The 12,184-nt window shown below is 60.6% G+C and carries 12 protein-coding genes; 6 read left to right on the top strand and 6 right to left on the bottom strand.

Features of this window, described 5'->3' with window-relative positions; all coding sequences use genetic code 11:
* Complete coding sequence (locus IH944_09840) at positions 1–684, top strand: hypothetical protein (GenBank protein MCH7904853.1); 684 nt, start codon at positions 1–3, stop codon at positions 682–684.
* Between the two features lie 76 nt (positions 685–760).
* Here the strand turns inward: IH944_09840 and sufD are convergent, their stop codons facing one another.
* Positions 761–2,053: a Fe-S cluster assembly protein SufD gene (sufD, locus tag IH944_09835; protein ID MCH7904852.1), complete on the bottom strand. Its 1,293-nt coding sequence runs from the start codon at positions 2,051–2,053 to the stop codon at positions 761–763.
* Positions 2,053–2,808 carry a Fe-S cluster assembly ATPase SufC gene (sufC, locus tag IH944_09830; protein MCH7904851.1) on the bottom strand — a complete coding sequence of 252 codons (756 nt, stop codon included), beginning with the start codon at positions 2,806–2,808 and terminating at the stop codon, positions 2,053–2,055. The genes sufD and sufC overlap by 1 nt, the downstream gene beginning before the upstream one ends.
* A gap of 176 nt (positions 2,809–2,984) precedes the next feature.
* On the opposite strand from sufC, the gene IH944_09825 reads away from it, so the two are divergent.
* A complete protein-coding gene (locus IH944_09825) occupies positions 2,985–3,440 on the top strand; it encodes a MarR family transcriptional regulator (protein MCH7904850.1) in 456 nt (151 codons plus the stop codon).
* On the opposite strand, the gene uvrC is transcribed toward IH944_09825, so the two are convergent.
* A complete protein-coding gene (gene uvrC / locus IH944_09820; GenBank protein MCH7904849.1) occupies positions 3,437–5,443 on the bottom strand; it encodes an excinuclease ABC subunit UvrC in 2,007 nt (668 codons plus the stop codon). The genes IH944_09825 and uvrC overlap by 4 nt on opposite strands.
* A 57-nt stretch (positions 5,444–5,500) precedes the next feature.
* Between uvrC and IH944_09815 the strand changes: the two genes are divergently transcribed.
* Complete coding sequence (locus IH944_09815; protein ID MCH7904848.1) at positions 5,501–6,730, top strand: hypothetical protein; 1,230 nt, start codon at positions 5,501–5,503, stop codon at positions 6,728–6,730.
* A gap of 3 nt (positions 6,731–6,733) precedes the next feature.
* Here IH944_09815 and IH944_09810 read toward each other — a convergent pair whose 3' ends face one another.
* Entirely contained in the window at positions 6,734–7,489 is a 756-nt protein-coding gene (locus IH944_09810; protein ID MCH7904847.1) for a PspA/IM30 family protein, read from the bottom strand.
* A 242-nt stretch (positions 7,490–7,731) separates the two neighbouring features.
* The gene (locus IH944_09805; protein ID MCH7904846.1) at positions 7,732–7,998 is read right to left on the bottom strand and encodes a PspA/IM30 family protein; all 267 of its coding nucleotides are present in this window, start codon (positions 7,996–7,998) and stop codon (positions 7,732–7,734) included.
* A 184-nt stretch (positions 7,999–8,182) separates the two neighbouring features.
* Between IH944_09805 and atpD the strand changes: the two genes are divergently transcribed.
* The 3 genes from atpD (at position 8,183) to IH944_09790 (ending at position 11,691) form a co-directional block, all read left to right on the top strand.
* The gene (atpD, locus tag IH944_09800; protein MCH7904845.1) at positions 8,183–9,616 is read left to right on the top strand and encodes a F0F1 ATP synthase subunit beta; all 1,434 of its coding nucleotides are present in this window, start codon (positions 8,183–8,185) and stop codon (positions 9,614–9,616) included.
* 3 nt (positions 9,617–9,619) lie between these two features.
* On the top strand, positions 9,620–10,027 hold the full coding sequence (gene atpC, locus IH944_09795) for an ATP synthase F1 subunit epsilon (GenBank protein ID MCH7904844.1): 408 nt from the start codon (positions 9,620–9,622) through the stop codon (positions 10,025–10,027).
* Positions 10,028–10,293: 266 nt separating this feature from the next.
* Positions 10,294–11,691, top strand: coding sequence for a hypothetical protein (locus IH944_09790; protein MCH7904843.1), 1,398 nt, complete (start codon positions 10,294–10,296; stop codon positions 11,689–11,691).
* On the opposite strand, the gene IH944_09785 is transcribed toward IH944_09790, so the two are convergent.
* Positions 11,688–12,158, bottom strand: a complete 471-nt coding sequence (locus IH944_09785) for a hypothetical protein (GenBank protein ID MCH7904842.1) — start codon at positions 12,156–12,158, stop codon at positions 11,688–11,690. The genes IH944_09790 and IH944_09785 overlap by 4 nt on opposite strands.
* Positions 12,159–12,184 lie beyond the last annotated feature (26 nt).

The following is a 12,184-nucleotide window of genomic DNA, read 5'->3' as shown; positions in this document are numbered from 1 at the left end:
GTGGAGATTTGGACGAAACATAACTTTGAAAGAAAAAAGAAAGAGCAAGAAGAAAGAGAGGAGCGAGAGCGAGCGAAATTGACCTCGCGAGCACGGGCTGCTTACGACGAAATACGCAATAACCGCCGGGAGGCCGTTCGCGCAATAACTTGGAAAAGCAGACTTACGATCTTGGTCGAGCAATTCGACAGGCTTGGCCCTTGGGATCGTGCTAGCGATAAATTCAGGCTTGCTGTCGACCGATTCTTGCCTGTAGCGACCAAAGAGCGAGACGAAGTGATTGAGCAGACTAAGAAGATCAAGGAGGAGGTCATTCAGTGCGAACTCAAGTGCAATCAGGTTATGCGCGAAGAGCGAATTAAGAGTTTCAGCCCGGAGAGTCAAGAAAAGGCTTGGGCATTGTTCGAGCAACTTGACAAAGAACTAGCGGACCTGCCGGAGCCGCAGGCGAAGCCGAGCTTCAACGACGCCCAAAACGAGGTCGATCGGATTGAACTAAGATTAAAACGAGCAAACGAATGCGAAGACAAGGAGACGGCAGGCTTGCTTACTGACGAGCTCTCGAAGGCAAAGAACGTTTTGGAAGAGATGCGCAAGGCCATGGAGCACTACCAGGCGCGATTCAAAGACCTTCAAGAAACGTGCGAAGCAGCACTAACCGAACTAGAGCTAGGCGCAGAATAGACCCAGATCCATCAATTTTAAATTAGTCGAACGGACGAGGGAGTCACGGTGCCGACGACGCAAACCGGCATCCGATCTACGAAGACAGCTTCGCTAGAATCCGCTTCTCCAGACTCTTGCGAACACCCTCGTCCGAGATCAAATCGAGCACCTCGGCTGCAAACGCGAACACCAGAATAGCGGTCGCGTCACCGACCGCCAGACCGCGTGTGCGGAGGTAGAACAGCTGCTCCTCTTCGATCTGGCCGACCGTCGCGCCGTGGGTGCACTTCACGTCGTCGGCGAAGATCTCCAGCTGCGGCTTGCTGTTGATCGTCGCTTTGGGCGAGAGCAGCAGCGCTTGGTTCGTCTGCACGGCGTCTGTCTTCTGCGCGTCTTGATGCACGAAGATCTTGCCGTTGAAAACGACCGTCGCCTCGCCGTCCACGATCTGCTTGTAGATCTCGAAACTGTTGCAGTTCGGCATCGCGTGGTCGAGGCGCGTGTGGTTGTCGATCAGCTGCTTGCCGTTTGCGATCACGATGCCGTCCAAACGCGTGACGATGTACTCGCCGCCGAGCCAGAGGTTCTGGTCCGTGCGCGCGATCGCGCCGCCGAACGCGATGTTGTAAGAGCGGTACTCGCTCTCGCCCTCCTGTCTGATCTCCCAAAGCGCAACGCTGTACGTCTTATCGCTTTCGACTTGCACGCGCACATGCTCGATGTTCGCCCCGCTGGCTGTCAAGACCTCAGTGACCGGCAGCACTAGATTCGTGCCGTCGCCGTCGGTCACATACGTCTCCACGATGCTCGCTTTCGTGCCTTGCTCGGCGATTATCAGAACGCGAGGCGTAATGATCTGCCCATCGCCGGAAGTAACGTGAACGATCTCAATCGTCTCGCTGACGGAAGTGCCAGCCGCGAGGTGGATGTAAACCCCGTCCTCGAACAAGGCGGTGTTCAGAGCGGCCAAAGAGTGCTCTTCGATCTTTGCGATCTCACCAAGAGAGCCCTCAACCTCGCCCGCGTCGATAGCGTCCCGCAACGACTTGATCGTCAGCCCAGAAACAGGCTTGAAAGAGAGTTGATTTCGGTCGAACAGACCGTTGACGAAAACGACCCTCGCCCCATCAGAAACAAATGGCAAATCACGTTCAAAAACAGCAGGGCCCGGCTCGGCCAGGCGCCACTCTCGCGAGGCGGCCGCACGAAGCGGCGTGTACTTCCACTCCTCGTTCTTCGGGGTCGGAAAACCGTGCTCGCGGTGGATCGCGATCGCCTGCTCGCGCAGACCGCGCAACCACGCGGCGCCGTGCGCCGCCTGCGCTTCGGCGTGATCCAACAGCGACGAGAGGTCGGTTTCGTAACGCCGCATCAGCTCAATCGCCATCACGCGTTCGCCAGCTCCTCTTCGAGCCAGCCGTACCCCTTCTCCTCAAGCTCGAGCGCCAGCTCCTTGCCGCCGCTGCGAACGATCCGCCCTTCGATCATCACGTGCACGAAGTCGGGGATGATGAAGTTGAGCAGCCGCTGGTAGTGCGTCACGACCAAGAACGATCGATCAGGACTGCGCAGGCTGTTCACCCCCGCGGCCACGATCTGGAGCGCGTCGATGTCGAGCCCTGAGTCGGTCTCGTCCAGGATGCACATCCGAGGCTCTAGAACCGCGAGCTGGAATATCTCGTTCTTCTTCTTCTCGCCTCCGGAGAAGCCGGCGTTGACGCTTCTACTCAGAATATCGTCGGACATGTTCAGCAGTTTGATCTTTTCGCGGACTAATTTGAGGAACGACATCGCGTCGATCTCCTCCTCGCCGCGCGCGGTTCGTATGGCGTTCAGCGCCGCGCGCAGGAAGTACGTGTTGCTGACTCCGGGGATCTCGACCGGGTACTGGAACGCCAAAAACAGCCCTGCGTGGGCCCTCTCCTCAGGCGACATCTCGAGCAGGTCCTTTCCGTCGTACTGAACGGTGCCCTCCCCGACTTCGTACGTTTCGCGACCGGCAAGAACGTTGGCGAGAGTACTCTTCCCAGAGCCGTTTGGCCCCATGAGAGCGTGAACCTCGCCGGACTTGATTTTCAGGTTGACGCCGGTGAGAATTTTGTTCTCCTCTACATGGGCGTGCAAGTTAGTGATCTCTAGCATGAATAGGCCCGTAGTTTACGGCCTCTGACGGTTCGCACCGGATCGAAAGTCCGATCAAACTGTACTTTTATTTCAATTTAAGCGGCGCAGTCCAAATACCGATATTAGATGCGCGGGCAACAATTGCACGTGCAACTTTAATCATCACGGCTTCGTCAGTACTTGAGGGGATGCAGATGAACGATGCCAGCGTAGATCCGAAGCAGGTCGCGTACAGCCGGTTTATGGCCGCTCACGCGAGCCTGAGAGCCGCGATTTCAGAGCTCATGGAGCTCAATGCCAAGCTCCCGCTCGAGTTCTACGAAGTTCTCGTGATCTTAGACGGCGAACCTGAAAACAGCATCCGCCTCAGCGCGCTGGCAGACAAAGCCTGCCTCTCGCGCAGTGGCCTGACCAGGAGGTTAGACCGAATGGAGCGGTACGGGCTGGTCAAACGAAAGCAGTGCGAGGGCGACCGGCGCGGAGCGGACGCCGTTCTCACCAAAGACGGGGCACAGACTCTAGAATCTGCCAAACCGGCGTACGCGGCCGCAGTGGAGGCCCTGTTCGGTAGCAAGCTGACGACCGGAGAGGCAAAGCAGTTGGCCGCCGTCATGAACCGGCTCATCGAGCCGCTGAGATCGAACGGCTAGTCGGGTCGCAAGAACTCTTTCACCGTCTCAGCCTGCCGCAGAGTCAAAGTCGGCACTGCGGCGATCTCGGTGACCGAGGCGCGCCTAATCCCCTCTATCGAGCCGAACGTGCGCAACAGCATCCGCCGCCGCTTTGGCCCGATCCCGGGGATTTCGTCTAAGACGCTGCCGTGGAACCGCTTGTCGCGCAACTTGCGGTGATACGTGATCGCGAACCGGTGCGCCTCGTCTCGCAGCTTGCGCATCAGCATCAGCCCGGGCGATGTCAGCGGCATGACCACCTCGCGGTACCGGTACCGGTCGAGTTTGCCAAGTCCCCGTTCGTTCAGGCGGCCAGTTGGGGTGCGTTCGGGAGTTCGGGGGTTCGGGGGTTCGGGTTGGTTCGGGTTGGTTAGGGTTGGTTCGGGTTCGTTTTCGCGCACCTCGTACCCCGAACCTCGTACCTCATGAACCTCCTTCAGCACCGGAACGTACACCAACTCGTGCTTCTTCGCTAAGCCGACCATCGCAAATGAAAGACCCAGCGCGTCGCGCGCCCGCAACGCTGCAGAAAGCTGCCCTTTCCCGCCGTCGACTACGATTAAATCCGGAGCAGAAGAGAACTTCTCGTCCTTCTCGACGAACGCCTTCAGCCGTCGCGTCAGCACCTCGTGCATCATCGCAAAGTCGTTCGGGTCCTCCGGGTGGTACCGAATCTTGAAGCGGCGGTACTCCTTCTTGGCGACCTCTCCGTCCTCTAGGACGACCATCGATCCGACGGGCGCCTTGCCTTGGATGTTGCTGATGTCGTAGCACTCGATGCGCTGCGGGGGGCTCGGCAGGTCAAGCTCTTCGGCTAGTTGGACCGCGGCCTGTTCAGCCCACTGCTCCTTCTGCTCGATCTCCATGCTGAACGTCTTGAGCGCCTGCTCTGCGTTCTTGGCGGCCAGGTCGACCAGCCTCAGCCCTATGCCGCCTTGCGGAACCTCCACCTTGACCGCGGCGCCACGTTTCTGCCGCAGCCACTGCTCGACGATCTGCTTCTCTGCGATCTCGACGGGCAGCAGGATCTCTCTTGGCACCTCCGGCACTCTGCTGTAGTACTGCTTGACGAACTCTTGCACAGCCTCCGTGGGCGCTGAATCCTTCGAGCCGTCCAACATGAAGCTGCGCTGGCCGATCAGCCGTCCGCCCCGCACGTAGAGCATCTGGATAGCCGCGCCCCGTTCGTCTTTGACTACGGCGATGATGTCCCTGTCCTGCTCGTCGTCGCTGAGCACCTTCTGCTTTTCGAGAACGGCTCGCAAAGCATCGATCTTGTCCCGGATCTGAGCTGCGGTTTCGTACTCTTCCCTTTCGGACGCGTCGTTCATCTTCGCTTCAAGGTCGTCGATGACTCCAGCCTCGCGCCCCTCAAGAAAGTCAGTCACCTGCTGGATCACGGCCTTGTAACTCTCGCGATCAGCCAGGCCGGCGCAAGGCGCGAGGCACTGGTTCAGATGGAAGTACAGGCAAGGCTTCTGCTGGTTCTTTCCGCTCCAGCTCTTGCCGCACGGGATCAGCGGGAACACCTTGTGCAGCAGTTGAAGCGTCTCGCGCACGGCGTACGCGCTCGAGTACGGACCGTAAGTCTTGCCAAACCCTTTGTGCGGGTTCCGCGTGAACAGCACTCGCGGAAACGGCTCCTTCGTGATGCAGATGAACGGGTAGCTCTTGTCGTCGCGCAGGCGGACGTTGTACTGCGGGCGATGCTCCTTGATCAGGTTGCACTCAAGCACCAGCGCCTCTAGTTCGCTGTCGACGACGATCCACTCGATGTCGCGGATTTTTCGCACCAATCGCTCGATCCGCGCTCCGTGCTTCGTGCTCTTGCGAAAGTAGCTGCGAATCCGCGTTCGCAGGTTGATCGCCTTGCCGACGTAGAGCACCCCACCCTTGTCGTCCCGGTAAATATAGCAGCCCGTCTTCGACGGCGCGGCCTTGAGCCGCTTCTCGACCAGTTCGCTCACCGTGCGCAAGGCCATCGTTGTCCCAACTTTACTACGTCGCGCCAGAACATAATGTCAGTGGGTGACTGAGTTGTGAAGAAGTGGGTTGCGTGGTCGTTCTTCGGTGTAGCCGTACTGAGCATTTTCCTCGTGAAGATGTTCGTTCCGACCACGCTCACCGGGCCAGTATCGGTTGTAGACCTTATCGAGCTCACTGACGCTTCGCTTGCTCCAGGACTATATACGGTTTGGATCGACGAATTGAAGGCGGACGCTCCCGACTCCAGCCGACTCTCGCAAGTCCAAGGCCAGTTGGTGCACGCAGGCTTGGCTTCGGACAGCGAGTGGCAGGAGCTGCTCGGTTCGATCGAGGGCGCCACGCCTTGGGAACTGTTGGACAGTACGCCGGTCGTGCCGGTCAGCTCGCTCGAAGAGCTCATTGCTTCCGTCTGGTGGAACCTCGCCAGGGCCCGGCTTCTGCTCGACCAAGGCAGCGACGAAGAGGCTTGCGATCTTGTTGCGGAGCTGTCGCGCCAGACTGCGCTGGGGTTGGAGGTCGCCACTTCGCCGGACGACCTGGCGATCGCTGGAGCGTCGAGAGGACTCGTCCTTCGGTTCGCTGCACGCAATGCAGATGCGTTGAGGTCGTGCGGCCTTGGGGGTTCGTGGGTCACGGCCGCGCATCGCGAGCGCCTCTTCGAGGTTCTTCAAGCGGACTTTTTTGAGGAGTTGTTGCCGCAGATTTCAGAGATGAGCGGCCGCGAGCCTTGGGAGTGGGCGCCGGACGTCAGCGGGTTGCCTGATAACGACGCCTCGCAGGAGTTCTTCCGATACGTGCTGAGCGGCCACGCTGCGGCGTTCGATCCCGCAGAGACGGCGACCGTGGCTTCGGACGATCTGGTGGGTCTGCGAACCGGTCTGAGTGCGCGCTGGAGAGCGTTCGAGGCTTGGAGCGACGGGCGGCTCGCCCGAGCGGCACAGGTCATTCCGAACGTGGTCTTTCAACTCAGTTCCGAAAACCTGGACAGCAGTATTCTTCGTGCCTCAGTGAAGATGCTCCTTGCCGATTCTGACAACCCGCTCGGCGCGCTCATGCTCGATGCCGTCGTGCAGAACTACGCGAGTGCCGCCGAAAATGCGTACCTGATGGACTTTCAAGAGGCGGCGGTGCTGTTCGCGCTGACCGGCGCTGACGTGACAAGCCCTATCTCTGGCGCACTGCTGTCGCCGCCCGTAGACGGCGTCTTTTCGGAGAGCATCTCGATCGTGGACGAGCGATTCCTACTGATACAGTCGCTGGCGGAATCCGGCTGGCAACCGTAGCGGCTACTGGTTCAGCCGGTCTTCCAACTGCTCGAGTTCGGTTTCGATTTCCGCTTCGACCTCGGGATCCTGTATCTGAGTTTCAACTCCGGGGCCTGCGATCCCCAGCTTCTCTTCGAGCTTGCGGAGCTCGGCTTCTGCGGCGTAGTCCATGGCCTGATCCTCCATGTCCATCATCTTGCCCTGCACGCTGCCAGAGAGCATCTCGCCGCGCGCAGCCGCCTCAGCCTGCTTCTCCTGAATCCGGTCCTTCGCCGACGCGAACGAACCCTCGTACTCGGCCTCGAAGGTGAGCCCCTCTAAAGCCTTGCTGATCGAGGTCTGAATCTGAGCCTGCTTCCACTGCGCCTTGAGCGCCAGCGCCTCGGCGGTCTTCTTGCGGACCTCGCTTTCTTGCCGCTTGATCGCGCTCTTCACCGCTTCGACGGTCTCCACGGCCTGCGACAGCGTCTGCTTCAACGTCGCGAGCACGGTGTCGTTGGCGGCCTTCTCGCGCAGGAACTGCCGCGCCAGCTCCCGGTTGCCCTGCTGGAGCGCCGTCGAGGCCTGCGCCTCGTACTGGACCGACTTCGCCTCGGAGTGGTCGAGCATCTGCTGCAGACGGTTCTTTTGGGTGATGGCCTGGACGGCCTTTTCTCGGTTCTGGACCAGCGCCTCCTGCATGTCGCGCCGAGCCTGGTCCAGCATGACCTCAGGGTCTTCCAGGTTGTCCATCGTCTTGTGGAACAGCGCCTTGATCCATCGGAAAAATCGTTTCATCGCAGTCGTACCCCACCCCGTCTCGGGTGATCGAACCCAACCATTATACAGTAGCCCCGGCAAAACGGTGGAACCGCTAGGCCAGGATTGGGCCGATCCGACCCTCTGCCTTGTGGTCCAAAAGGAGCACCCTGGAAGCGAAAAGCAAGTAGCAGAAGCCGAGTTTAAGAGAATTTACGCTTCAGTGTCGGTGAACCAGAACTTGGCAGGCCTCAAGGTCGTCGTACCGCATATGCGTTCAGTCAGCGGAAAGCTATTGCACCAAGGAGAAACGCGAATACGATGACTAAGATGATAACAGCAGTTGCAATCGCTATTTTCGCCTCAGACTGGTCGAGCATCTGTTGCAGGCGGTTCTTTTGAGTGATCGACTGGACGGCCTTCTCTCTTTTCTGCACCAGCGCTTCTTGCATATCGCGCCGAGCCCGATCCAGCATGACATCTGGATCTTCCAGGTTGGCCATGGTGTTGTGGAACAGAGCCTTGAGCCATCGGAAAAATCCTTTCATCGCAGTCGTACTCCACCCCGTGCCGGGTGACCAAACCTAACTATTTATACAGTAGCGCGGGTAATTAGGTTGATTTTACCCGGCCGATCCTGGGCCCATAGCCGCCAACCGAACCCCTGATCGCACAGGTAGAATCCGCCCCGTTCGGCTACGCTGCCGGACGCCTGGAGGAACCTGGAAAAGAATGCCTAGCGCCGGCACCGTCGTTCAAGTCATGGGCCCGATCGTGGACGTGCTGTTCAGCACCGGCTCGCTCCCCGAACTGAACAACGCGATCACCATCAAAGACCCGGAACGCGACATCAACCTCGTCTGCGAGGTGGCCCAGCACCTGGGCGACGGCATGGTCCGCACGGTCGCCCTCGCGAGCACCGACGGGCTCGTGCGAGGAATGCCTGCCGAAGACAGCGGCGATGCTATCAGGGTGCCGGTCGGCGAAGCGACCCTCGGGCGCGTGTTCAACCTGCTCGGCGAGCCTATCGACGACAAAGGCCCGGTCAACGCGACCCAGTACAACAGCATTCACCGGAAGCCGCCCGTCTTCACCGATCAGAGCGTGAAGGTCGAGCTTTTGCAGACCGGCCTGAAGGTCGTCGACCTGCTGGTGCCGTTCAACAAGGGCGGCAAGATCGGGCTGTTCGGCGGCGCGGGCCTCGGCAAGACGGTGCTCATCCAGGAGCTGATCCGCAACATCGCCGTCGAGGCGTCAGGCGTGTCCGTCTTCGCCGGAGTCGGCGAGCGCACCCGCGAAGGGAACGACCTCTGGCTCGAGATGCAAAGCACGAAGTTCAAGGACGTCGACGGCGTCGAGAAGGCGGTGCTCGACAAGACCGCGATGGTGTTCGGCCAGATGAACGAGCCCCCCGGTGCGCGCCTCCGGGTCGCTCTCACCGCGCTCACGATGGCTGAGTACTTCCGCGACGAAATGGGCACCGACGTGCTTATCTTCGTGGACAACATCTTCCGGTTCGTCCAAGCGGGCTCCGAGGTGTCGGCGCTGCTCGGTCGAATGCCGAGCGCGGTCGGCTACCAGCCGACGCTCGCCACCGAGATGGGCTTCCTGCAGGAGCGCATCACGTCGACGAGCAAAGGCTCGGTCACCTCGGTCCAAGCCGTCTACGTCCCTGCCGACGATCCGACCGACCCCGCGCCGGCGACCACGTTCAGCCACCTCGACGCGTACGTGTACCTGGAGCGCTCGATCGCTTCGAAGGGCCTATACCCGGCAGTCGACCCGCTGGCGTCGACGTCCAAGAACCTCGACCCGGCGGTCGTTGGGCAAGAGCACTACGACGTCGCCACGCAGGTGCAGCAGGTCTTACAGCGGTACAGGGAGCTGCAGGACATCATCGCCATTCTGGGCATCGACGAGCTGAGCGACGACGACAAGCTGGCCGTCGCCCGCGCCAGAAAGATCGAGCGGTTCCTCTCGCAGCCGAACTTCGTCGCAGAGCAGTTCACCGGCAACCCAGGACGGTACGTCACGATCGACGAAACGGTGACCGCCTTCAAGGAGATCGTCGACGGCAACCTCGATCATGTGCCGGAGCAGGCGTTCCTGTACTGCGGCGGCATCGAGGACCTCCACGAGAAGGCGAAGAAGCTGGAAGCGGTTTAAGCAGTGGCGAAAGAGTTCAAGCTGTCAGTCGTAGCGCCAGACCGCACCGTGTTCGAAGACATGGTGGTGTCCTTCATCGCGCCGGGGGAGAACGGCTATCTGGGCGTGCTCGCGGGCCACGAGGCCTCGATCGTCGCGCTCAAGACCGGCATCGTCGAGTTCGTCACCGCCAGCGACCAGAGACAGTACGTCTCGATCGGCGGAGGTTTTCTCGAGATGAGCGGCGACGGCGCGATCATCCTCGCCGACACGGCCGAACGGTCGACAGATATCGACATTGAGCGCGCTGAGAAGGCGCTCGAAGAGGCTCGCCGAGCCTTGCGCGGAGAGGTCTCCGGCGTCACCAGCCAGCAGGCCGTGGCCGAGCTAGACCGCGCCATGAACCGAGTGAAAGCCGCAAAGCACAACTAGTTTTGGATCGCGGCGGCTTGCCGCGTTCGGTTCATGTTCGGCTTTGTTCGGGTTGGTTCGGATTTGTCCTGTACCTCGACCCTCTCCGCAAACCGTCAGCTGCCAACTGCCAACTGCCAACCGTCAACTGCCGATCGTGTGGCATGGTTGTCCCGATGTGTGGGCGGGGCAGCCATGAGTCCGCAGCACTCGGTGCCACTTCGCACCGTAATCCAGCGTCTTTCGTCGTAAACTATGAGGGCTTCCGACCGAGTATGAAGATACCGATGTCCCGATACCGGATCGTCCCAGCACTGGCCTTCGCGGTGGTCGCACCCGCGATTCCCTCACCCGCGCCAGCACCGGAGAGCAGCTTCACGCTAGAGGAGCGCGCTGCCGTCGTCGAGTACTGGTCGCAGCCCGGACGCTACGAGGCCAAACCGCTCGGCGAGGTCGACGGTACCGACATCTGGTTCGCAAAGTACACGCCCGAAGGCTCGCTGTGGATCCGCGAGTTCTACCGCCTGCGCAGCGACGGCAAGGTCATTCCGACGATCACTCCAGAGGCTGAGAACGAGCAGCAATTGCGCTGGGACAACTGGCTGAACGCCCGCGTGGCGCGGGACCGCTTGCTCGCTGAAATCGAGGCGGAGGTACAGAACGCCATCGAAACGGGCGATGCGATCCCAATACGAGACGGAAGCGAAGCGCCAGCCCCCGGCGAAATGCCCGCCGACCTGGCCGGCCTCATCGCTGCGCCGCCAAACTTCTTCCACATCGCGATCCCATACGCGCACACCATACGGTTCGACGACGCAACGATCGAGTACCAAGACCACGTTGGCGTGCCGGACAAGTATGCTTACTTCCGCAATGAAAAGGGCGTTCGCAGCTTCGGCACCAAGGCAGCAGATCGCGGACCCGACTACATCAACCTCCTGTACCAAAGGGCGGGCATCCCCGTAGACCAGCAGCGGGTTTTCGCCGCGGTGTCGCTCCTGGAGGGGGGCTTTGATTCGGTCAACACATACGACACCGGATTCGTTTCGGTCGGGTTCATCCAGTTCGCCGCCCTGAGCGAAGGCGCAGGCTCGCTCGGGCAGGTCATGCTCCGTATGAAGACCGAGTACCCCGAAGAGTTCGAGGGGAACTTTCGCCGGTTCGGCCTCGACGTGACCGACGACGGCGTGCTGGTAGTCGCCGATCCGACGGTCGGCGCAGAGTTGCACGGTCCCGACGCCAACCAGCGCATCATCCACGACAAACGGTTGATCGCCGTCTTCCAAAGAGCCGGCCAGCTCAGCGACGAGTTCAACGTCTGCCAGATTCTCACCGCCCGCGATAACTATTATCCGGCGGACGACGAGATCGTCGTCGAGGTCGGGGGCCGAGAGATGAAGTGCCTGGTCAAGGACATCTTCAAGAGCGAGGCCGGTTTGGCGACGATGATGGACCGCAAGGTCAACACCGGCAAGCTCGATCCGCTCGGCGAGTACCTGCGCGACTTGGTCGAGCAGACCGGCATGACCGATCTGAAGGACGCCGCCAAATACGAATGGGCGCTCATCAGGGCCATGAAGTACCGTGAGGACTACCTAGCTATGTCCGCGCTCAGCCAGCCCGCACGGCTCGACATCACGCTCAGTCGCGGGGACAACCCACGCGACAGGCGGGGCGGCGGCTAACCGCCCATCGAGCGCTTGTGCCACAGCTCCAGAGCCGGCTGGATCTCCTCGTCGAAGAGCGTAAAGCTGGGATCATGCTGCAGTTCGAGTAGGAACTTCGCGACAACGCCCGCCTGTTCGGGCGTAAACAGCAAGCATGTGGTCTTATAGAACGTGTCGAAGCTGGCCAGCGGACATAGCGCGTACATCGAGTACGTCGCGCACTCACCGTCCGGTTGGCGGAGTGCGGCGCACATGAACGCCGGCAGGAAGTAGGTGAACGCCGGGACCGTCATCGAGGCGATGTTCTTGGCGTTCCGCTCCAGCGCGTCGCTCGGCACCATGCTCCACGGCTTCTCCGACAGGACGCCGTTCATCGCTTCTGAATCCGGGTTCACCTCGCGTCCGAGATCGCTGACGATTTCAGCGGGCGGATCGTCGAGGCGGAAAGCCATCAGCGACATGTCGCGGAACTCGTTCGCGTCCATGGGGGGATTATGCCCCTTTTGGAGGC

The organism is Armatimonadota bacterium (assembly GCA_022563855.1).
In the GTDB taxonomy this organism is placed as follows: Bacteria; Armatimonadota; Fimbriimonadia; order Fimbriimonadales; family Fimbriimonadaceae; genus JADFMN01.
Note: the sequence above shows the minus strand (reverse complement) of the source record. Positions and strands in the feature narration are given on the sequence as shown.

Bases quoted from the DNA above. Each gene is read 5' to 3' on its own strand.
- sufD (MCH7904852.1), bottom strand. From the start codon at position 2,053: ATGGCGATTGAGCTGATGCGGCGTTACGAAACCGACCTCTCGTCGCTG.
- sufC (MCH7904851.1), bottom strand. From the start codon at position 2,808: ATGCTAGAGATCACTAACTTGCACGCCCATGTAGAGGAGAACAAAATT.
- IH944_09825 (MCH7904850.1), top strand. From the start codon at position 2,985: ATGAACGATGCCAGCGTAGATCCGAAGCAGGTCGCGTACAGCCGGTTT.
- uvrC (MCH7904849.1), bottom strand. From the start codon at position 5,443: ATGGCCTTGCGCACGGTGAGCGAACTGGTCGAGAAGCGGCTCAAGGCC.
- IH944_09810 (MCH7904847.1), bottom strand. From the start codon at position 7,489: ATGAAACGATTTTTCCGATGGATCAAGGCGCTGTTCCACAAGACGATG.
- IH944_09805 (MCH7904846.1), bottom strand. From the start codon at position 7,998: ATGAAAGGATTTTTCCGATGGCTCAAGGCTCTGTTCCACAACACCATG.
- atpD (MCH7904845.1), top strand. From the start codon at position 8,183: ATGCCTAGCGCCGGCACCGTCGTTCAAGTCATGGGCCCGATCGTGGAC.
- IH944_09790 (MCH7904843.1), top strand. From the start codon at position 10,294: ATGTCCCGATACCGGATCGTCCCAGCACTGGCCTTCGCGGTGGTCGCA.
- IH944_09785 (MCH7904842.1), bottom strand. From the start codon at position 12,158: ATGGACGCGAACGAGTTCCGCGACATGTCGCTGATGGCTTTCCGCCTC.